Genomic DNA, 20,283 nt, shown 5'->3' on the forward strand with positions numbered 1-20,283 from the left:
GCTGTCTGCCCGGTGTATGATGGCGGCTGAGTGAATTCGACCCTGGGAGTTGTTGTGTTGTTGACTGTGAATCCGGCCCGGCCGTCTGTTTGGGTAACCCTGGTCCTGTTGCTGGTGACGGCGTTGCCCAGCCTGGCCGACACCCGGGAACTCGACTGGCTTGAGCTGATGCCGGCCGAGGACCTGGCGCTGCTGGAAAATATGCCAGAGATTGAGCATCAGGGCGATGGCCCGGCGTTGTTGCCCGACGAGATCATGACCGGGCGGGTGGTGCCGGAAATGGACGGTGTGAATGCCCGCATCCCCGGTTTTGTGGTGCCCCTGAAAACCACTCAGGACATGCGCATCCTGGAATTCTTCCTGGTGCCCTACTACGGCGCCTGCATCCACGTGCCACCCCCGCCGCCGAACCAGATCATCCACGTGAAATACAAGGAAGGCTTCACGCTGGAAGCGCTCTACGATCCAGTCTGGATCGAAGGGACCCTGGAAATCGAGCGCACCGAGAACGACCTTGGCACCTCCTCCTATTCCATCGTCGCCGAGCAGGTCTCACCCTACGACGGATGAGCAGGCAGCCCACCCGTTCGGGTGGGCTGAGCGTATTCCTCAGCGCCCGCCCAGTTCGAACTCGTTCTCGCCCTGTCCAAGTCGGGCCGCTCCTTGCTGGCCATTGAAGATCCAGGCGACCGCCAGGGAGTCCAGCTCCGGGAACTGATCGTTCAATGAGGTGGCCAGGCTCGATGCCTCGGCCAGGCTCGGGCAGGTCAGGGTTTGCGCGGCCTCCAGTTCGCTGTGACCACCGGCGTGACCGTGATCGCCATCGTGGTGGTCGTGGTGGTCATGATCTTGATCATGATGGTGACCCTCGTCGTGGCCATCAGTCGCATTGCCGGCCTGATGGGCGATGGTAACGTCCTGAATGGTGCAGTCACCCGACGGCGTGTTGACCAGCGGGTTGGTTTCCAGCCAGTTGGTCGCTGCCTGAATACGCGCCCGCTCGGATTCGGTACGGGCCCGGTGCTCGAAGCCAAACACGTTGTGGGCCGGCGAGAGGAACAGCAGGTCAACCTGGTTGCCGCTGATCGCCACCTGCAGCTCGGCATGGCCGTGGCGGTGTGCGCCGGGGTTGTCGCCTGGGCCCGCGGCCCAGGCGGGCAGGGCCAGGGCCGTGGTGCCGACCAATAGCGCAGTACAAAGGTTTTTCGTCATCGTGGGAACTCCTGCCCGGGGGTGATCAAAAAGTTATGTTATAACATTTTGTGGCCTGCCCGCCTGGAAAGCAACTATGTGTGTCTTGCCAGCGCCTGAATGCTAGGATAGAGGCCTCATTCAACAACACAGGATTCGCCTGTTTCATGTCAGAAACCGACACTTCCGGCGCCGCCCGCGCTGCCGAATTCGAGCGCTGGGCCAATGTCTTTACCGCGCACAAAGCCTTCAGTCACCCGTCGGAACTGCATGGGGTGCTCTGTGGTCGGTTGGCCGCCGGCGCTCGTATCCAGGAGCCGGAATGGCTGACCATGGTGTGTGAACACATGGGGCTGCCGGGCAGCGCCGCCGAAGAGTCTGACGATCTGGCGCCGTTCATGAACCGGGCCTACGATCAGACTCTGGCGCTCTTGAAATCCGCCGACATGAGTTTCCATCCTTTATTGCCGGACGACGATTACGCCATCGAGCAGCGGCTTGAAGCCCTGGTGGCCTGGGTCCGTGGTTTTCTCGAGGGCATGGCCCTGTCGGCGGGCGAGGCCCTAGGCCAGGCGCCCGACGAGATTCGCGAACTGATCGAAGACATGGTGGCGATCAGCCAGTTGTCGGAAGATGAAGAAGCCGACGAGGAAAGCGAGCAGCAGTTGTTGGAGATCACCGAATACATCCGGCTTGGGGCGCTGGCGGTCTTCACCGAATTCAACGCCCCCGAGCAGCCGGCGTCTGACGCGCCGACGCTGCACTGAGCCGGTCGAACACTGCGGGAGAACCTATGGTGTCCATGATACCCGTCAAGGAATTTGCCGAACGCCGTCGCAAACTGATGGAGCGGATGGCCCCGGACAGCATTGCCATCATTCCGGCCGCGCCGGAACGGGTGCGCAATCGCGATGTCCTGCACCCGTTCCGTCAGGACAGCGATTTCCAGTACCTGACCGGCTTCGGTGAACCCGAGGCGGTGCTGGCGCTGATCCCCGGCCGCGAGCACGGCGAGTCGGTGCTGTTCTGCAAGGAGCGCAACCCCGAGAAGGAATTGTGGGACGGTTTCCTGGTGGGGCCGGAGGGTGCCATCGAACGCTACGGCCTGGACGACGCCTTTCCGATCTCCGACATCGACGACATCCTGCCCGGCATGATCGAAGGCCGCAGCCGGGTCTATTACCCGCTGGGCAAGGATCAGCAGTTCGACAGCAGGGTGATGGCCTGGGTCAAGACCATACGCAGCAAGGTCCGCACCGGCGCGCACCCGCCCGGCGAGTTTGTCTCTCTGGAGCACTTCCTGCACGACCTGCGCCTGTTCAAAAGCGCGAGTGAAATCAAGGCGATGGCCAAGGCGGCCGAGATCAGTGCCGAGGCCCATTGCCGCGCCATGAAGCGGGCCCGGCAGGGTGGCAGTGAGTACCACCTGGAGGCCGAGCTGATCCACACCTTCATGAGTCACGGTGCCCGTTCCACCGCCTACCCGTCCATTGTCGGCAGCGGTGCCAACGGCTGCATCCTGCACTACATCGAAAACAGCGCGCCGCTGAAAGACGGCGACCTGGTGCTGATCGACGCCGGTTGCGAGTACCAGTGCTACGCCTCGGACATCACCCGGACCTTCCCGGTCAGCGGCAGCTTCAGCCCCGAGCAGCGGGCCCTGTACGAAGTGGTGCTGTCGGCACAGTACGCCGCCATCGATGCGGTGCGACCGGGTAACCACTGGAACCATCCCCACGAGGCCGCGCTGCGGGTGCTGACTCAGGGCCTGATCGATCTCGGGCTGCTGTCGGGCAGCCTGGACGACGCCATCGCCAGCGAGGCCTACAAGCCATTCTTCATGCATCGGACCGGTCACTGGCTTGGGCTGGACGTGCACGATGTCGGCGACTACAAGATCGGCGACGCCTGGCGCCTGCTGGAGCCGGGCATGGCGCTGACGGTGGAACCCGGACTGTACATCGCCCCGGACAACACCCAGGTCGACGCCAAGTGGCGTGGCATCGGTATCCGCATCGAAGACGATGTGGTGGTCACCAAGGACGGCTGTCGGGTGTTGACCGACGGCGTGCCTAAGACCATCCCCGAGATCGAAGCGCTGATGGCAGACTGACCCCGTGAGCCAATTCGATACCGACCTGATCATCGCCGGTGGCGGCCTGGCCGGCGCCACCCTGGCACTGGCCATGGCCAGGGTGCTGCCGGAGGTTCGGGTCACCGTGGTCGAAGCCTTCCCGCTGGCCGCCGCCGCCCTGCCGGCGGCCTACCAGCCCAGTTACGACGCCCGATCCACCGCCCTGGCCTTCGGCTCCCGGCTGATCTACGAGGAGTTGGGGCTCTGGTCGCGGCTGTCCGAGCACGTCACGCCCATCCGCCGCATACACGTGTCCGATCGCGGCCGCTTCGGCGCCACCCGCCTGGACGCCACGGAGCACGGTCAGGACGCCCTGGGCTACGTCGCCGACAACCGCTGGATGGGGTTGTGCCTGATGCGCGAACTGCTGGACAGCCAGGTGCAATGGCGGGCCCCGGCCGAGGTGGTGGATATGACCGCCGAGGCCGATGGGGTCAGGGTGGTCCTGAACGACAGCCAGGGCCGTCAGAGTCTGACCGCCCAGTGCCTGGTGGTGGCGGATGGTGGTCGGTCCGGGCTGCGGGAAACCCTGGGTTTTCAGCCCCGGCATCACGATTACGGTCAGAATGCCCTGATCGCCAATGTCTCCACGAGTGACAGCCACCAGTTCTGTGCCTTTGAGCGCTTTACCGACGCCGGTCCCATGGCGCTGCTGCCCCAGGGCGGCGGCGTCCGGCCCGGGCACCAGTCGGCACTGGTCTGGACCCTGTCGGACCAGGCGCTGGCGGATCTGCTCGAGCGCTCCGACGCCGACAAGTGCCGGCTGCTGCAGGAACGCTTTGGCTGGCGCCTGGGCCGTTTCACCCGCATCGGCGAATGCAGTCATTACCCGTTGAAGCTGACCACGGTCGACGAACCGGTACGCCCGGGCGTGGCCCTGGTCGGCAACGCTGCCCACGCCCTGCACCCGGTCGCGGGCCAGGGATTCAACCTGGCCTTGCGGGGGCTGATGACCCTGGTCGAACAGTTCCGCCTGGCGACCGAGCAGGGCCTGTCCCTGGGGGACGCCCGGGTGCTGCGGCGCTACCAGCAGCACCATCGCCAGGACTGGCAGCAAACCGTGCAGTTCTCCGATTCCCTGATCCGCCTGTTCGGGCCGGACCTGGCCCCGGTCGCGGCGGTCCGGGACGCCGGCCTGGTGGGGCTGGATCTGCTGCCCGGCGCCAAACGCTGGTTCGCGCGCAAGGCCATGGGCCTGGGTGGCCGGCGGGCGGTCATCCATCGCCCGGGTGGCCCGAACCGGGAGTCCAGCGACCATGCCTGAACCGCGTGTTTTCCAGATCCTGGTGGTCGGCGGCGGCATGGTCGGGGCCGCGCTGGCGCTCGGGCTGTCGCGACAGGGTTGGCAGGTTGGCCTGGTGGAGGCCGGCAATCGCGCCGCGCTGCAACAGGCGCCGGCGCCCGCCCACGGGGTGGACGATTTCGAGGCCCGGGTCAGCGCCCTGTCGGTCGCCAGTCAGCAGTTGCTGGAGGCGTTGGAGGTCTGGTCGCAGGTGTTGGCCGGGCGCCACTGCCCCTATCAGCAGATGGTGGTCTGGGATGGCGATGGCACCGGGCGCATCCAGTTTGACGCCGCCGAACTTCAGGCCCCGGCACTCGGCACCATAGTCGAGAACCGGAGTCTGGTCCGGGCCCTGTTCCTGGCCCTGGACGCCAGTTCGGTCGAGGTGTTGGACGGCGTGCAGGTGACTGGCTGGTGGCAGGACGGGGAGCGCCGGGGGATCGAGTTGGCGGACGGTGGCCGCATCGGCGCCGAACTGGTGGTCGCGGCCGACGGTGCCAACTCCCGCCTGCGCCAGTGGGTCGGATTGCCGACCCGGGAATGGGATTACGACCAGCAGGCCATCGTGTGCACCGTACAGACCAGCCAAAGCCACGATTTCACCGCCTGGCAGCGTTTCTCACCGACCGGACCGCTGGCGTTCCTGCCGCTGCTGCCGGAATCCGGCGCCGAGCATTTCTGCTCCATCGTCTGGTCCCAGGACACCGCCGAAGCCCGCCGGTTGATGGCCCTGGACGATGCCGCCTTCAGCGCCGAGCTAGGCGCGGCCATTGAACAGCAGTTGGGGCCGGTGCGCTCGGTCTCCGGTCGAACGGTGTTTCCGTTGCGCCAGCGCCACGCCAAAGACTATGTCGCGCCCGGCTTCGCCCTGATTGGCGACGCCGCCCACGCCATTCACCCCCTGGCCGGCCAGGGCGCCAACCTCGGGTTCAACGACGTGCGGGCCTTGCTCGACGAGTTGCAGCGGGCCAGGGCGTCGGCACTGTCCCCGGCCGAACCGTTGGTGCTGGAGCGCTATCAGCGCCGGCGCAAGGCCGAGAACCTGGCGATGATGGCGGCGATGGATGGCTTCAAGCACTTGTTCGGGCGCGACGAGTTGCCCGTACGCTGGCTCAGAAACACCGGCCTGCGCTGGCTCAACGGGCTCGGGCCCATCAAGCACCGGATCGCCGCCGAGGCTATGGGCCTGCCGCGGTAACCCTCACTTGCTCCCATTCAGCACAAGGACAGCCGACCATGGCAGGAAGCAGTCTACTGGTACTCCTCGACGACATCGCCACGGTGCTGGACGACGTCGCCCTGATGACCAAAACCGCCACCAAGAAAACCGCGGGGGTACTCGGTGACGACCTGGCCCTGAACGCCCAGCAGGTCACCGGGGTGAAGCCCGCGCGGGAATTGCCGGTGGTCTGGGCCGTGGCCAAGGGCTCCATGGTCAACAAGGCGATCCTGGTGCCGGCGGCGCTGGCGATCAGTTTTTTCGTACCCTGGCTGGTCACGCCCCTGCTGATGCTCGGCGGCGCCTTCCTGTGTTTCGAGGGCTTCGAGAAACTGGTCCACAAGTTCCTGCACCGCCAGGAGCACGAGGCCCATCAGCACGAGCTGCACGAGGCCCTGAAAAACCCGGACACCGACATGAAGGCGCTGGAACAGGAGAAAATCAAAGGTGCCATTCGCACCGATTTCATCCTGTCGGCCGAAATCATCGCCATCACCCTGGGCACCATCACCGGCCAGAGCATCGGCATGCAGTTTCTGGTGCTGTCGGTAGTGGCGGTCATGATTACGGTCGGGGTTTACGGCCTGGTGGCCGGTATCGTCAAGCTGGACGACGGTGGCCTGTACCTGAGCCAGAAGGACAGTGCGCTGGCCCAGAAGGTCGGGCGGGGCGTGCTCTGGCTCGCGCCCTACCTGATGAAGACCCTGTCCATCCTCGGCACCCTCGCGATGTTTCTGGTGGGTGGGGGCATCCTCACGCATGGGGTGCCGCCCCTGTACGAGGTCATTGCGCACCTGGCCGAGGGCATGGGTGGGGTGTCAGCGGCCGTGCTGCCGACCCTGGCTGACGGGCTCATCGGGGTCTTGGCGGGTGCCGTGTTGGTGGCGGTCATCACCCCGTTGCAGAAGCTCTGGGCGGCCCGGGCGGCGTGATCAGAGGCAGGCGTCGAACAGGCGGCTGACCAGCACCGGCACCGCGGTTTCCACCCGCAGGATGCGCGGCCCCAGGTGCACGGCCTCGCAGCCGGCCTCTGCCAGTTTGCCCACCTCGTAGGGGGTGAAGCCGCCTTCGGGACCGATGCACAGGGCCGTGGCCTGGTTCAGTTGGCTGGGGCAGGGCGTGTCGGTACCTGGGTGTGCCACCAGGGCGCGCTTGCCGGCCAGCAGGCCCGGCAATTCGTCCTCGACGAAGGGTTTGAACAGCTTGCGGATCTGAACCCTCGGCATGACCGTGTCCCGGGCCTGTTCCAGTCCCAGGGTGAGATTGTCCCGCAGCGGTTCGTCGCCCAGCCAGGGCGTCTGCCAGAAGCTTTTCTCCACCTTGTAACTGTTGATCAGCCACAAATCTTTGACCCCGAGGGTGGCGCAGGTCTGCAGGATGCGCCGGAACATCTTGGGCCGGGGCATGGCCAGTACCAGCGTCAGCGGCAGCGCCGGGGGTGGTTGCCGATCCAGGCGAACCCGCAGCTCGGCGACGGCATCGGTCAGGTGCAGAATCTCGCCGGTGCCGATGTCTCCGTTCACCCGGCCCACCGGGATCTCGTCGCCGGTGTCCACTTTCAGCACCGAATGCAGGTGCGCCAGCCTTCGTCCGGTCAGCCGGACCCGGTCGTCGGCAATGAAATCCTCGTCGAACAGCAGCGCCAGATTCATTCGCCGGCCGGTTCGCTGGCGTCGGCGTCGTCGGTGCGTCCCCGGGTGGCCAGGCGGCCGAACAGGATGCCGAACTCAAACAGGATCCACATGGGCACCGCCAGCAGGGTCTGGGAAATGATGTCCGGCGGGGTCAGCAGCATGCCGATGATGAAGCAGGCCACCACCACGTAGGGGCGCTTGGCGGACAGGCTGGCTGGGGTGGTGGCGCCGGTCAGGATCAGCAGCACGGTGGCTATGGGAATCTCGAAGGCCACACCGAAGGCGAAGAACATCTTGAGCACGAAATTCAGGTAGCTGCTGATGTCCGGCAGCTCGACAATGCCTTCCGGGCCGATGGCGGTAAAGAAACCGAACACCAGCGGGAACACCACGAAATAGGCGAACGCGGCGCCGGCGTAAAACAGGATCACCGAGGTGAAGAGCAGGGGAAAGGCCAGTCGCTTCTCATGGGCGTACAGGCCGGGCGCAATGAAGCTCCAGAGTTGGTACAGGATCACCGGGATGGCGGCAAACACCGCCAGCACCAGGGCCAGCTTCAGCGGCGCGAAGAACGGCGAGGTCACGTCGGTGGCGATCATGGTCTGGCCGACGGGCAGCAGCGAACGGATGGGCTCGGACAGCCACAGGTACAGCTCGTTGGCGAACGGGTAGATGGCGGCAAAGCAGATCACCACCGCCAACACCATTTTCAGCAGGCGATTGCGCAGCTCCAGCAGGTGCTCGATCAGGGGCATTTCCTGCTGGTCCGGGGTCGTTGGGTTGCCGTCTGGCTTGGAGGTCATGAACGATTTTCCGAGGATCCGGCGGTGGAGCCTGGCGGCTCGCTGCCTTCGGGCTCACTGGTTGGTTTCGGGGGAGTGGCTGGCGAGCTTGGCTCTGACGCCGCGGAGCTGGCGCTGTCCTGGGTTGGCGAGGCGACGCGACGGGTTGCCGGCGCCGGCCGGCTGCCGCCGCCATCCTTGGGGGGCTGAATCATGTGCTCGTAGCGCTTGGCCTCTTCCAAGGCATCGCGCACCGTGCCCTGAACGTCCTCGAGGCCGACGTCGCCGGCCTTGCGGAGTTCCTCGCGCAGTTCTTCAGCCTTGAGCTGGCGGTCCAGTTCCGAGGTGAACTGGCTGACCATGCGCCGGGCACCACCGATCCAGCGACCGGCGGCGCGCGCCGCGGTGGGCAGCCGCTCGGGACCCAACACCAACAAGGCAATGACGCCGCAGATCAGCAGCTCCAGAAAGCCGATATCGAACATTCAGCCTGCTCTCAGCTGGGGGACTTGTCCCGGGGCTTTTCTTCGGCCTTGGCCTGCTGGTTCTGGGGCGCGCCGGTGTCTTCCAGGGTCTCCGGGTCGGCGGGCTTGTTGTCTTCGTCATTCATGGATTTCTTGAAGCCACGAATGGCACCGCCCAGATCGCTGCCGATGTTGCGCAGTTTCTTGGTTCCGAACAACAGAATAACGATGCCGAGTACGATAAGAAGTTGCCAGATACTGATGCCCATCACGGGGTCCTCACGTTGCTTTTGCTGTTTTGTGTCATTGTACGGTAACTGAGCGACATAGGGTTAACCCCAGTCGTCCACCGGCCTCACTTGTTGCGGGCCGCTTTCTCCTCCAGCCCGGACAGATCGAAGCGCCGGGCCAGTTCGTCCAGCACCTCGTCGGGGCCCAGGCCCAGCCGGGACAGCATCACCAGGGTATGGAACCACAGGTCGGCGGTTTCATACACCAGCTCCGAGGTGTTGCCGGAGCGTTCCGCGTCTTTCGCCGCCAGCAGGGTCTCGGTGCACTCCTCGCCGACCTTTTCCAGGATCTTGTTCAGTCCCTTGGCGTGCAGGCTGGCCACGTAGGAGCTGTCCGGTGCAGCCTGTTTGCGCTCTTCCAGTACCTGTGCCAGGCGTGTCAGTACGTCACTCACCTTCAATGCTCCTCACTGGTTGCCGTAAATGGCGTCGGGGTCCTTGATCACCGGCTCCACGCCGACCCACTGGCCGTCCTGCAGGGAGCGGTAAAAACAACTGCGCCGGCCGGTGTGACAGGCAATGCCGCCCTTCTGTTCCACCTTCAGCAGCACCACGTCCTCGTCGCAGTCCAGGCGGATGTCCTTGACCACCTGCTGGTGGCCCGAGGTTTCGCCCTTGCGCCAGAGCTTGCCGCGGGAACGGGACCAGTACACGGCGTGGCCCTCCTCGGCGGTCAGTCGCAGCGACTCCCGGTTCATCCAGGCCATCATCAGGATGTCGCCGGTGGCGGCGTCCTGGGCGATGGCGGGCACCAGCCCGTCGGCGGTCCAGCGAATGCTTTCCAGCCAGTCAGGGTTGTCGACGTTATCGGGCGTATCTTTCATTTCTGTGAATCCTGAGTGCAAATTCATTTAGCGGCTGCCGCGCAGCACCAGCCCGCCGGCCCCGGCCAGCAGGGCCCAGCTCCACAGCGGTACCGTTTCCACCCAGGCCCGGGCCTCGGGTTGGGTGCCGATCACCGCCGCCGCGGCCAGCAGGACCGCGGTCAGACCGCGCCGCCAGCGCCGGTCGGAGCGCACCTGCTGCTCCCGCAGGAGCTCCAGTGTAGCCTGATTCTGCTGCTCGGTGGGGCCGGACTGGCGCAATTGCAGCAGGGCATCGTGCACCAGTTGCGGCATTTCCGGGGATTGTTCGAGCCAGGACGGCAGGTGCGTCTGCAGAGACTTGATCAGTCCCGACGGGCCGATGCGTCGGCGCATCCAGCTCTCCAGGAAGGGTTGCGCGGTGCTCCACAAGTCCAGGTCCGGGTAGAGCTGGCGGCCCAGACCCTCGACGTTGAGCAGGGTTTTCTGCAGCAGCACCAGCTGGGGCTGCACCTCCATGTTGAAGCGCCGGGCGGTCTGGAACAGGCGCAGCAGGAAGTGGCCGAAGGAAATGTCTTTCAGCGGTTTTTCGAAGATCGGCTCGCACACGGTGCGGATCGCCGCCTCGAACTCGTTCACCCGGGTGTCCGGCGGCACCCAGCCGGACTGGATGTGCAGTTGCGCCACCTGACGGTAATCCCGGCGGAAGAAGGCGAGCAGGTTGCGGGCCAGGTAACTCTGGTCGTCCGGGGCCAGGGTGCCGACTATGCCGAAGTCGATGGCGATGTATTTCGGGTCGGCGGGGTTGCTGATGTCGACGAAGATGTTGCCCGGGTGCATGTCGGCGTGGAAGAAACTGTCCCGGAACACCTGGGTAAAGAAGATCTCGACGCCTTTCTCCGCCAGCACCTTCATGTCCACGCCTGCCGCCTTCAGCGCCGGCACGTCGGCGATGGGCACGCCGTGAATGCGTTCCATCACCAGCACCGACTGGCGGGTATAGTCCCAGTCGATGGAAGGGATGTAGATCAGTGAGGAGTTCTCGAAGTTACGGCGCAGCTGGCTGGCGTTGGCGGCTTCCCGCTGCAGGTCGAGTTCGTCGTGGATGGTGGCGTCGTAATCGGCCACCACCTCGACCGGATGCAGGCGCTTGCCCTCGGACCAGTATTTTTCCAGCAGCCCGGCCATCAGGTACATCAGTGCCAGGTCCTGACGGATGACCCGCTCGATGCCCGGGCGCAGCACCTTGACCACCACTTTCTGGCCGTTGCGCAGCGTTGCCCCGTGCACCTGGGCCACCGAGGCCGAGGCGATCGGGTCGGGGGTGAACTCCAGGAACAGCTCCGCCACCGGCGCGCCCAGGGACGACTCGATGATGTCCCGGGCCACGTCACTGGAGAAGGGCGGCACCCGGTCCTGCAAGTTCTTCAGGGACTCCGCCATGTCGTCCGGCAGCAGGTCGCGCCGGGTCGACAGGATCTGGCCGAATTTCACGAACACCGGCCCCAGCTCCTCCAGGGCCAGGCGCAGGCGGTCGCCCCGGCTCAGCTTGGGCTGGGGGAACAGGTGCCAGGGCGCCAGCAGGAAAAACAGTTTCAGCGGGGCGGGCAGTTCCGCCAGCGGCAGGAAGGTGTCCAGTCGGTACCGACAGAAAACCCAGGCGATTCGGAACAGGCGTTGCAGGCGGGTCACGGGGTCTCCGGTTGGTCGGTGCGGGCGAGCTGCTCTATCTGGTCGATGCGTGCCTGCAGACGTTCGGTGCGCAGGCTGAGCTCGTCGATGTCGGCAAAGGTCGCCTCCAGTTCCCGACGGCCGGGCAGGGCGCGGCTCTCCTCGTGCACGTATTCTTCCACGTTGGCGTTCAGGGCGGCGAAGGCGTGGCGGCTCCATTTCACCGCGGCGCGCACCCGCTGGCCCAGGAAATGGGCCGGCACATCGCCCAGGTGCCGGGCCAGGGCCGCTTCCCAGTCCGGGCTGAGTCGGTTCAGGGCGCGCTGGAGCTGGTGCGCCAGGGCGGTATCGCCCTGCACCGTCAGCCGGCCGTCGCCGATGACCCGGTCGTCACCGGTTGCCAGGGCGGCAAAGGCGATCGGTCGGCCCCGAATGATCAGCGCCGGCGACTCGACCGGCTGGCTGCTGACCCGCACCCGCTCGGCGCCGCCCTCGAGCGTGACGCTCAGGGCCAGGGGCGCGGTGAGCTCGATCTGCACCGCCCCGTCCAGGGCCGCCAGCAGATCGCGCCGGCTCGCCGGGTCCAGCTCGAGGGCATGATTGAGCGCGCTCTCGATCACGCCGGTCAGGGCGGCCAGCAGGGTGGGGCCGGGAAACATCAGGGTTTGATTCCCACGTGCAGGGCAACAATGCCGCCGGTCATGTTGTAGTACTTGCAGTTCACCAGACCGGCGTTCTCCATCATGCCCTTCAGGGTGTCCTGGTCCGGGTGCATGCGAATGGACTCGGCCAGGTACTTGTAGCTTTCGCTGTCACCGGCGATCAACTGGCCCATCAGCGGCAGGGCGGTGAACGAGTAGGTGTCGTAGGCCTTGCTCAGCAGCGGGTTGGTGGGCTTGGAGAACTCCAGCACCATCAGCTTGCCGCCGGGTTTGAGTACCCGGGCCATGTCCCGCAGGGCCTGGTCCTTGTCGGTGACGTTGCGCAGACCAAAGGCAATGGACACGGCGTTGAAGTTGTTGTCCGGGAACGGCAGGTGCTCGGCGTCGGCCTGCACATACTCGATGTTGCCGGCGTAGCCGCGGTCCACCAGGCGGCTGCGACCCACCTGCAGCATGGAGGCGTTGATGTCGGCCAGCACCACCCGGCCCGAGGGCCCGACCAGGTCGGAGAACTTCATCGTCAGGTCACCGGTGCCGCCGGCGATATCCAGCACCTGGTGGCCGGGGCGCACCCCCGACAGTTCGATGGTGAAGCGTTTCCAGAGCCGGTGGATGCCCATGGACATCAGGTCGTTCATGAGGTCGTACTTGCCGGCCACACTGTGGAAGACCTCGGCCACCTGGCCAGCCTTCTGGTTCTTGGGCACGTTGCGGAAGCCGAAATGGGTGACTTCGTCCGCGCCCGGGCTGGTCTGGGCCTGATCGGCCGGCGTCTGCTGCTCGCTCATGAAAGAGATCCTGTGAAGAGAAATCCTGTTGAGCGAGGTCCGGTGCGGGGACACGCTCAATCCGTCTGAACTACGTATTCTAACGGCTGGCGGGGTTGCTACAAGGGTGGCGGCCGGTTTAATCCGCCCCTAAACTGTAAATCCGATCATTTTCCGAGAGAAAGCCGTTTTATGTCCGTAATCGATGTACACCGTTCCCACAGCCTGGACAAGGAGCACGCCCGCGCCGCCGCCGAAACCCTGGCCAAGGACCTGTCCCAGCAGTTCGACGTGCACTACCAGTGGGACGGCGATGAGCTCAAGTTCAAACGCAGCGGCGTCAAGGGCTACCTGCACATCCAGCAGGCCGACCTGCACGTGCATCTGGAGCTGGGCATGATGCTGCGCCCGTTCAAGTCCAAGATCGAGAAGGAGATCCACTCCCAGCTCGACCAGATCCTCAGCGCCTGACCCCGCGCTCGCCTACAGGTCGCCCGGCAGCTCGAAGGGCTGCGGGTGGCCGGCCAGAATATTGGCCATCACCTGTCGCTCCCGTGTAACCAGCCGATCAATCAGCACCTCGACCCGTTCCATCTGGCGAAAGGCCGAGTGGCCCCGGTGCATGAAGCTGTGCAGATCGGCCAGGCCGGCCATTTCCGCCGGCGCCCGGGCCACCGACAGCAGCCAGCCCAGCGACCGGTTGCGGACGTAGCGGTCCAGCTCCAGACCCACCTCGGCCACCAATGCCAACTGACGGTCCCGCAGTTCCGGCTCGCCGGCGCGGAACGCCTCGCAGTAGGTCGACACCGGCATGGCGTCGGGCAGGGGCGGGGCAATCCGTTCCGCCAGCTCCAGGTCCAAACGCTGGGTGATCAGATTCAGCTCCACCAGACCGGCCAGGGTGCCGAGCAGGTGCTCCGGCAGCCACTTCACCATCTTCGGAAACACCCGGTCGATGTTGTCGTCGCGGCGGGTCATGGCCTGCGGCGCGTACAGGTCGGTCAGCAGGAAATCCAGGCCGGCGTGGTAGGCCGGGTCGTCGTACAGGTCCCGGTGGGTGGCTTTCAGCCGCTGCGCCTGCCAGTCGGCAATGACGAAGGTGTCGGCCAGGCGCGGATGGGCGGCCTTGTACTGGCGAAAATCGTGGTAATCGAGCAGCCAGCGCCGGAGCCGGCGGGCGTTGTCGGACGAGACGTCGGTAGCGACCAGGCGCTCACGGTACATGAATGCGGGCTCCATCAAACCGGGGCGGGCCCGTTCGGGCCCGATCAGAGGCCCGTCAGTTTAACGGAGCTTGGCCGCCAAGGCACCCGCAGGCCGTTCTGAGGTGGCTAGGCCTGGGCTGCAGCGGGCAGGGGCTCGAACGCCGGCACCCATTCCTTGCTGTCGAGGATGATGAAGTGGCTGGGCGCTTCGGTTTCAACAATGCGCATGGTGGTCGGGCTCTGGCGCGCGCTCGCCAGCATGGCGTTGCGGTCCAGGATGCGGTCGACCGCCGGAACCAGGAAGGTGCCGTGGCGAATGTGGTTGTAGACGCTGGTGTCGGTGCGCACCATCCACTCCATCAGGTTCTCGATGTTGCGGACGATGGTCAGGTGGTCCTGGGTCGCCGAGAACAGCTTGCTCAGCAGCTGCTTCTTGCGCGGGTTCATCCGGCCGAAAAAGGTTTGGCCATAGGCCGACGACGGTGCGGAGTTGATCAGTCGGATCAGCCAGGGCCACATGCCGTGGCTGACCGGCTCCAGCAGCATGGTAACCAGGGCATGCAACCGGCCCTGGGGCAGGACCGGGGCCTCCAGGACTACGTCCACGTCCTCGTACAGTTCCGGCCACTGTTTCAGGGCCTCGAGGATGACCGCGCCACCGCGGGAGTGGCCGTGCACACGAATGTTGGTGGTGGTCGGCAGGTTGGCCACGGCCTGGTTCAGGATGCAGGCGTCGTATTCGATGGTGCCTTCGGTGTGCTTGATTGGCACTTCCCAGTCCGGGGTTTCCGGGGTCACCCCGTTGACCGGGATGTGGTAGTTGCTGCAGGTCAGCAGGATCAGTTCGGTGTTGGGCGCCTCGTAGGCCTGGGTGAAGTAGCAGTGGTTCTCCAGAAAGCCGTGCACACCGATCACGGTCTGCTCCGCCGAACCGCTGTGATTACGCACCGACACCGCGCCTCGACCGACGCGATAAACCCGGCCGGAGAACATTTCCGAATAGGCGTTCTCGATGGGTTTGATCAGTTTGCGAACGTGGCTCGCTTTCATGTTGGCTCTCCCGCCCAGCGCTGCAATGGCATCTTGTTGATCTTGGTTTTTGCCTGTCGCTCTGTTTTACCCAGATCAGTCCGGGTATCAATTGGCGCCCTGAACATTATTTACGCTCAATCAGGGCCAATAGATGTATGCAGGTTGAACATTTATAACCAATGCATCAAGGCTTATAACGATTATAGGTCTGAACCCCTTCTCACAAGTAACTTTTTGTAATCCTGTGCGCCATCGCCTGATATGGAGACGGTATGGCTTGTCTGGCACAATGCGGAGTTCGGTTTTTACCTATCACCACCATTCACCCGGGGACCGCCAGGTTTGAGTCACGAGCCATCGCATCTTCTGTTGCCTGCGGATTCGGCCTGGTTGGCGCTGGAACGCCCGGAAAACCCGATGACCATCACCGTGATGCTGCGGGTGGATGGCCTGACCGCACCCAGGTTCCGGGAGTTTCTCAAGGTGTACTGGCTGGCCTGGGAGCGGTTCCGGTTCATGCCGGTGCAGCGTTCCCCGGGCTGGTGGTGGCAGCCCGATCCGGTGTTCGACCTCAAGCATCACCTGGATGTGGTGCTCGACCGCTTCAGCCCGGAGGACCTGCAGGACTGGGTCTCGGCCCGGCTCAACCAGCCCCTGGCCCACTACCGCCCGCGCTGGAAGTTCTGGCTCGCGCCCAACGCCGAGGGCGGCGCGGCGTTGCTGCTGCGCATGCACCACTGCTACGCCGATGGCCTGTCGCTGCTCGGCATCTTCGACCGCCTGTGCCCACCGTCTCCCCAGCAGCATCCCGCCATCTATGGCGCCGCCGAAGCCCCGGAGTTGTCCCGATGGACCAACGCCGCCAAGACCTGGCTTGAGCAACTGATGGCCAGCGATCTGCAGTCCGCCGGTACCGTGGCGGCGGCCGAATCCGAGGCGCCGGAAACCAGCGGCTCCCAGCAGGCCGGGCGCTGGCTCGATCGCGCCGCCCACAAGGGCCTGAAACTGGTGCACGAACTCAGTGAATTCCTGATCGAGCCGGAAGATACCCCCTCCGATCTCAAGCGCCCGTTGCTGGGCCGGCGCCAGTGCCGCTGGTCGGAGCCGGTGGCGCTGTCCCGGTTCCGTGCCGTGGCCCGCGCCACCAACGTCACCATCAACGACGTCCTGCTCAGCTGCGTCGCCGCCGCGGTGCGCACCCGGCTGGGCATCGAGGACGAGGCCCTGGCCGACACCGTGCTGCACGCGGCCGTGCCGGTCGATATCCGCGCCCGCCTGCCGGAAGACCTGCAGCCGGAGCCGGGCGCCCTGGGCAATTACTTCGGCACCGTGTTTGTGCCCCTGCCGGTGGATGGCGAGAGCCCGCTGGAGCGCCTGTACCGGATCAAGCACGAGACCCGGCGCCTGAAAAAGAGCTGGCAGCCCGGGCTCGCCTGGGGTCTGGCCGCCAGCGCCTCGGCCATTCCCGAGCCCTGGCGGGCGCCGGTGGCAGACGTGTTCTACCGCAAGGCCAGTACCGTGGTCTCCAACGTCCCCGGTACCCCGGAGGCCCGCTACCTGGCCGGCTGCCGCATCTCGGAGCAGATGTTCTGGGTGCCCCAGGCCGGTGACATCGGCCTGGGCGTGAGCATTGTCAGTTACGCCGGCCAGGTCCAGTTTGGCGTGGTCGCGGATGAGGCCATTCTGCTGGACCCGAGTGGCTTTCTCACCGACTGCCTGCGGGAGCTGGAGCAGTTTCCGGGCGGGGAGGTGAGCCCCAGACCGGAGCAGAAGTCGCCGGCCTAGACTGTCAAATGGATTACATTCTGGCGCGGCGGATTCGACTAGACTGATTCGTCGCGTTTATTACCCCAACAACAATAACCAGGAGTTGCCACGTGGAGTCCAGCCCGCTGATTTCGATCGGCTTACCCGTCTCTCTGTTCATCATCATGGTTGGCATTGGCCTGACCCTGACCCTGCGGGATTTTGGTCAGGTCACCCGCAACCCCCGCAGCATCGTGGTGGGCACCGTGGCCCAGATCCTGTTGATGCCCCTGGTGGCCTTTGGCATTGCCGCCACCCTGGGGCTGGCGCCGGCGCTGGCGGTCGGGCTGGTCATCATTGCCGCCTGCCCCGGTGGCACCACCTCGAACCTGTTCGTGCTGCTGGCCCGTGGCCACATTGCGCTGTCGATCCTGCTGACGGTGTCCGCCAGCCTGATCACCATCGTCACCCTGCCGTTCTTCACCAACTACGCCCTGCAGATGTATTTCGGCGAGGCCGCCAACATCAGCCTGCCGGTGGGCAAGACCATTGCCATGCTGGTGGTGATCGTGCTGCTGCCGGTGTCCCTGGGCATGTTCATCCGCACCCGGGCGCCGGCCGCGGCGCAGAAGGCCGAGGGAATTGTCAGCATCTTCGGCGGCATCGTGCTGTTGCTGCTGATCATCGCCCTGCTGTGGGGCTCCCGGGACCGGCTGCCGGAGCTGCTGTCCCAGGCCGGGCCGGCCGCATTCCTGCTGAACCTGTTTGGTATCGCCATTGGCCTGGGCGTCAGCCGGCTGGTGGGTCTGTCCCAGAAGGAGTCCCTGGCTATTGCCGTGGAGTTGGGCATCAAGAACGGCACCATCGCCCTGATGGTGGCGCTGACGCTGCTGGAATCCAGCGAAATGTCGATCCCGGCGGTGGTTTACAGCGTGCTCATGTACGGCTTTGGCTGCATCCTGATTGCCATGGGCCGACGCCTGGTGCCGTCGCCCCAGAAGGCGGTGGCCGACTGATCAGGACCGGAGCGCGAGCCGGCGTGGCCAGAGCCGGCCGTCGATGGCGGACAGCCCCAGGGCAATCAGGCCCAGGCCGGCAAACTGGGTCACCGACAGGGCCTCGTTCAGAAACAGCACGCCAAGCAGGATGGCCGACGCCGGCACCAGCAGGGTGACCAGCAGCAGGTTGGTGGCGCCCGCCGTCGCCAGCAGCCGGAAGTAGATGATGTAGGCGAGGGACGTGGAGAACAGGGCCAGCCCGAGGATGGCGCTCCAGGTCCCGGGCCCGGCCGTCGCCAGCGCGCCGGCCCCCTCCAGCCAGAACGCCAGCGGCAGCATGATCAGCCCGGACGCGGTCACCTGGCCGGCCGCGGTCAGGATCGGATGCACCCCCAGGGTCTTGAAGCGCCGACCGTAGACCCCGCCGAAGGCGTAGGACAGCGCGCTGCCAGGATGGCCAGTTGCGGCAGCCAGGGTGCGGGCTGGGCCGACGCCGGCAGCCCGATCATCACCACCACCCCGCAAAACCCGGTGATCACCCCCACCAGCTTCAAGGGCGTCGCCCGTTCGTCCGACAGCAGGCAGGTGGCCACCACTACGGTAAACAGCGGCGTGGTCGCGTTCAGGATGGAGGCCAGGCCGGAGGCGATCTGGGTCTGGCCCCAGACAATCAGTGAAAACGGAATCACGTTGTTGATGGTGCCCATGCACAGGAACGCCAGCCAGACCCGGGGCGACCGGGGCGGCGTCAGGCCCAGCACCAGGGCAATCACCCAGAGCCCGACTGCCGCCAGCCCCACCCGCAGTGCCACGATGGTCAGGGGCGGCAGCTCCTGCACCGCCACCCCGACAAAGAAGAACGACCCGCCCCAGAGTATCGAGAGCCCCAGCAGCAGAGTCCATTCCCGCACGCCCATGGTCGGGCTGATTGCTGTTGTCACTGTATTGGCTGCCTTTTATGTCGTCCGAGGCGTTTCAGGCTAGCCTTGGCGTGCCGGTTTTGCCATCCGAATCTTGCCGGGTCGTACTGCCAAAGTGGCGGTTTGGCCCCCTCCCAAATGAGCAGAAAACCAGCCCCCTTGGGTCATTTCTCCCCGGTTGTGCTTCCCCGACCATGGACTGCAGGCGGCAGATTGCGCCTTGGGCCCAGATCGCTGAGGCCCCGATCCCAGATTTTTAACAACAACCGGGGGAAGTATGAAAAACAACAACATCAGAAAGTCTGCGCTGTATCTGGCATTGTCCGTGGCCATGGGCGCAAGCGCCGGCGCCCATGCGGCGGTCGAGATCTACAACCAGGACGGCACCAGCTTTTCGGTGGACGGCTACTTCAACGCCTTCTACGTCAACCGTGAGGACAAGCTGGCCGATACCCGCAATTCCGACGTCAAGATGGGCTTCCTGCCCAACACCATTGGCTTCAACTTCAGCAAGGAAATGGGCGAGCTGACCCTGGGCGGCCGCTCCTCGTTCTGGAGCACCATCAACGACAGCCTGCAGTCGCCCACCGACACCGCTATCGATGTCCGACAGCTGTACGCCACCGTCGACGGTTCCTTCGGTCAGGTGCTGATCGGTAAGGACTTCGGTCTTTATGCGCGCTCCAACATCTTCCTGGATGAAATCCTGATGGGCTTCGGCTCGCCCGGTGCGCCCACTGGCGTGTCCTTCGGCAACATCCGCACCGGCTACCCCTATCCCAACCCGTCGGCCCAGATCACCTATCGGACCCCGGACCTGGGTGGCCTGAACATCGCCGCGGGTATTTTCGAGCCGGCCAACACCACGCCGGGGGCCGGGTCCGAGCAATCCGCACCGCGCATTGAGGCCGAGGTGACCTACAGCGCCGACCTCAACGGCGTGAGCCTGACCGGCTGGGTCAACGGTCGCACCCAGAGCTCGGAAAACGACACCGATTCGGTGGACTCCACCGGCCTGGGCTACGGTCTGCGCGCCTCGGTGGCCGGTTTCTCCCTGACCGGTTCCGGCTTCACTTCCGAGGGCGACGTGCCGGTGCTGATCAGCGACACCGCCGCCACCATCGGTGAAGAAGACGCCGACGGCTACCTGATCCAGGGCTCCTACACCCTGGGCGCCAACCGTTTCGTGCTGTCCTACGGCGAGACGGATTCGGACCAGGCCGACTACGAGACCGAGAACACCTCGATCGCGGTGTTCCACGACGTCAACAGCAACTTCAAGCTGGTGGCGGAGTACAACATGTTCGAACAGACCACCAAGTCGACCGGCGCCGACGCCGCCGACATCGACACGCTCGCCCTGGGCGCGGTGGTGACCTTCTGAGTAGGGTCTGACTGGCCCAGGCCCCCGGACCCGGCTGGACGCCGGGGGTCGGGGGCAACCGGCTTACGACTTTAGTGTCGTTTTGCCGGAGGCGGGCCT

24 protein-coding genes are annotated in these 20,283 nt (G+C 65.2%); 10 read left to right on the forward strand and 14 right to left on the reverse strand.

Annotated elements, in window-relative coordinates:
* Positions 1 to 54: 54 nt before the first annotated feature.
* On the forward strand, positions 55 to 570 hold the full coding sequence (locus U5822_RS08415) for a DUF3299 domain-containing protein (protein ID WP_322855181.1): 516 nt from the start codon (positions 55 to 57) through the stop codon (positions 568 to 570).
* A 39-nt stretch (positions 571 to 609) separates the two neighbouring features.
* Here the strand turns inward: U5822_RS08415 and U5822_RS08420 are convergent, their stop codons facing one another.
* Entirely contained in the window at positions 610 to 1,212 is a 603-nt protein-coding gene (locus U5822_RS08420; protein ID WP_322855182.1) for a ZrgA family zinc uptake protein, read from the reverse strand.
* Positions 1,213 to 1,358: 146 nt separating this feature from the next.
* On the opposite strand from U5822_RS08420, the gene U5822_RS08425 reads away from it, so the two are divergent.
* Genes U5822_RS08425 through U5822_RS08445 form a run of 5 tightly spaced genes read left to right on the forward strand, consistent with a single transcriptional unit; the run spans position 1,359 to position 6,758 of the window.
* Positions 1,359 to 1,958: a UPF0149 family protein gene (locus U5822_RS08425; protein WP_322855183.1), complete on the forward strand. Its 600-nt coding sequence runs from the start codon at positions 1,359 to 1,361 to the stop codon at positions 1,956 to 1,958.
* 26 nt (positions 1,959 to 1,984) lie between these two features.
* On the forward strand, positions 1,985 to 3,304 hold the full coding sequence (gene pepP / locus U5822_RS08430) for a Xaa-Pro aminopeptidase (RefSeq protein ID WP_322855184.1): 1,320 nt from the start codon (positions 1,985 to 1,987) through the stop codon (positions 3,302 to 3,304).
* A 4-nt stretch (positions 3,305 to 3,308) separates the two neighbouring features.
* Positions 3,309 to 4,589 (forward strand): 2-octaprenyl-6-methoxyphenyl hydroxylase, encoded by a 1,281-nt coding sequence (gene ubiH, locus U5822_RS08435; RefSeq protein ID WP_322855185.1) that lies wholly within the window; start codon positions 3,309 to 3,311, stop codon positions 4,587 to 4,589.
* Positions 4,582 to 5,805: a UbiH/UbiF/VisC/COQ6 family ubiquinone biosynthesis hydroxylase gene (locus tag U5822_RS08440; protein WP_322855186.1), complete on the forward strand. Its 1,224-nt coding sequence runs from the start codon at positions 4,582 to 4,584 to the stop codon at positions 5,803 to 5,805. The genes ubiH and U5822_RS08440 overlap by 8 nt, the downstream gene beginning before the upstream one ends.
* Positions 5,806 to 5,843: 38 nt before the next feature.
* The gene (locus tag U5822_RS08445) at positions 5,844 to 6,758 is read left to right on the forward strand and encodes a DUF808 domain-containing protein (protein WP_322855187.1); all 915 of its coding nucleotides are present in this window, start codon (positions 5,844 to 5,846) and stop codon (positions 6,756 to 6,758) included.
* On the opposite strand, the gene U5822_RS08450 is transcribed toward U5822_RS08445, so the two are convergent.
* The 9 genes from U5822_RS08450 to ubiE form a co-directional block, all read right to left on the reverse strand.
* Positions 6,759 to 7,478 carry a 16S rRNA (uracil(1498)-N(3))-methyltransferase gene (locus tag U5822_RS08450; protein WP_322855188.1) on the reverse strand — a complete coding sequence of 240 codons (720 nt, stop codon included), beginning with the start codon at positions 7,476 to 7,478 and terminating at the stop codon, positions 6,759 to 6,761.
* On the reverse strand, positions 7,475 to 8,263 hold the full coding sequence (gene tatC / locus U5822_RS08455; protein ID WP_322855189.1) for a twin-arginine translocase subunit TatC: 789 nt from the start codon (positions 8,261 to 8,263) through the stop codon (positions 7,475 to 7,477). The genes U5822_RS08450 and tatC overlap by 4 nt, the downstream gene beginning before the upstream one ends.
* The gene (gene tatB, locus U5822_RS08460) at positions 8,260 to 8,727 is read right to left on the reverse strand and encodes a Sec-independent protein translocase protein TatB (RefSeq protein ID WP_322855190.1); all 468 of its coding nucleotides are present in this window, start codon (positions 8,725 to 8,727) and stop codon (positions 8,260 to 8,262) included. The genes tatC and tatB overlap by 4 nt, the downstream gene beginning before the upstream one ends.
* An 11-nt stretch (positions 8,728 to 8,738) precedes the next feature.
* Positions 8,739 to 8,975, reverse strand: a complete 237-nt coding sequence (tatA, locus tag U5822_RS08465; RefSeq protein ID WP_322855191.1) for a Sec-independent protein translocase subunit TatA — start codon at positions 8,973 to 8,975, stop codon at positions 8,739 to 8,741.
* An 86-nt stretch (positions 8,976 to 9,061) separates the two neighbouring features.
* Positions 9,062 to 9,391 carry a phosphoribosyl-ATP diphosphatase gene (locus U5822_RS08470; protein ID WP_322855192.1) on the reverse strand — a complete coding sequence of 110 codons (330 nt, stop codon included), beginning with the start codon at positions 9,389 to 9,391 and terminating at the stop codon, positions 9,062 to 9,064.
* Positions 9,392 to 9,403: 12 nt separating this feature from the next.
* Entirely contained in the window at positions 9,404 to 9,820 is a 417-nt protein-coding gene (gene hisI / locus U5822_RS08475; RefSeq protein WP_322855193.1) for a phosphoribosyl-AMP cyclohydrolase, read from the reverse strand.
* Positions 9,821 to 9,847: 27 nt separating this feature from the next.
* Positions 9,848 to 11,491 (reverse strand): ubiquinone biosynthesis regulatory protein kinase UbiB, encoded by a 1,644-nt coding sequence (gene ubiB / locus U5822_RS08480; protein WP_322855194.1) that lies wholly within the window; start codon positions 11,489 to 11,491, stop codon positions 9,848 to 9,850.
* Entirely contained in the window at positions 11,488 to 12,129 is a 642-nt protein-coding gene (locus tag U5822_RS08485; protein WP_322855195.1) for a ubiquinone biosynthesis accessory factor UbiJ, read from the reverse strand. The genes ubiB and U5822_RS08485 overlap by 4 nt, the downstream gene beginning before the upstream one ends.
* Complete coding sequence (gene ubiE / locus U5822_RS08490) at positions 12,129 to 12,920, reverse strand: bifunctional demethylmenaquinone methyltransferase/2-methoxy-6-polyprenyl-1,4-benzoquinol methylase UbiE (RefSeq protein ID WP_322855196.1); 792 nt, start codon at positions 12,918 to 12,920, stop codon at positions 12,129 to 12,131. The genes U5822_RS08485 and ubiE overlap by 1 nt, the downstream gene beginning before the upstream one ends.
* A 171-nt stretch (positions 12,921 to 13,091) precedes the next feature.
* Between ubiE and U5822_RS08495 the strand changes: the two genes are divergently transcribed.
* Entirely contained in the window at positions 13,092 to 13,370 is a 279-nt protein-coding gene (locus U5822_RS08495) for a polyhydroxyalkanoic acid system family protein (RefSeq protein ID WP_322855197.1), read from the forward strand.
* Between the two features lie 12 nt (positions 13,371 to 13,382).
* Here the strand turns inward: U5822_RS08495 and U5822_RS08500 are convergent, their stop codons facing one another.
* Together U5822_RS08500 and U5822_RS08505 are read right to left on the reverse strand one after the other, a co-directional pair.
* On the reverse strand, positions 13,383 to 14,123 hold the full coding sequence (locus U5822_RS08500; protein ID WP_322855198.1) for a DUF8198 family protein: 741 nt from the start codon (positions 14,121 to 14,123) through the stop codon (positions 13,383 to 13,385).
* Between the two features lie 107 nt (positions 14,124 to 14,230).
* Positions 14,231 to 15,154 carry an alpha/beta hydrolase gene (locus U5822_RS08505; RefSeq protein WP_322855199.1) on the reverse strand — a complete coding sequence of 308 codons (924 nt, stop codon included), beginning with the start codon at positions 15,152 to 15,154 and terminating at the stop codon, positions 14,231 to 14,233.
* Positions 15,155 to 15,478: 324 nt separating this feature from the next.
* On the opposite strand from U5822_RS08505, the gene U5822_RS08510 reads away from it, so the two are divergent.
* Complete coding sequence (locus U5822_RS08510) at positions 15,479 to 16,921, forward strand: WS/DGAT domain-containing protein (RefSeq protein WP_322855200.1); 1,443 nt, start codon at positions 15,479 to 15,481, stop codon at positions 16,919 to 16,921.
* Between the two features lie 92 nt (positions 16,922 to 17,013).
* Positions 17,014 to 17,898 carry a bile acid:sodium symporter family protein gene (locus U5822_RS08515; protein WP_322855201.1) on the forward strand — a complete coding sequence of 295 codons (885 nt, stop codon included), beginning with the start codon at positions 17,014 to 17,016 and terminating at the stop codon, positions 17,896 to 17,898.
* Here U5822_RS08515 and U5822_RS08520 read toward each other — a convergent pair whose 3' ends face one another.
* Positions 17,899 to 18,270, reverse strand: coding sequence for an EamA family transporter (locus tag U5822_RS08520; protein ID WP_322855202.1), 372 nt, complete (start codon positions 18,268 to 18,270; stop codon positions 17,899 to 17,901).
* Positions 18,255 to 18,821: a DMT family transporter gene (locus U5822_RS08525; protein ID WP_322855203.1), complete on the reverse strand. Its 567-nt coding sequence runs from the start codon at positions 18,819 to 18,821 to the stop codon at positions 18,255 to 18,257. Before U5822_RS08525 ends, U5822_RS08520 begins: the two co-directional genes overlap by 16 nt.
* Positions 18,822 to 19,077: 256 nt before the next feature.
* Here U5822_RS08525 and U5822_RS08530 point away from each other — a divergent pair, with 256 nt between their 5' ends.
* On the forward strand, positions 19,078 to 20,184 hold the full coding sequence (locus U5822_RS08530; protein WP_322855204.1) for a porin: 1,107 nt from the start codon (positions 19,078 to 19,080) through the stop codon (positions 20,182 to 20,184).
* Positions 20,185 to 20,283: the final 99 nt, after the last annotated feature.

It is taken from the genome of Marinobacter qingdaonensis, from assembly GCF_034555935.1.
Classification (GTDB): Bacteria; Pseudomonadota; Gammaproteobacteria; order Pseudomonadales; family Oleiphilaceae; genus Marinobacter; species Marinobacter qingdaonensis.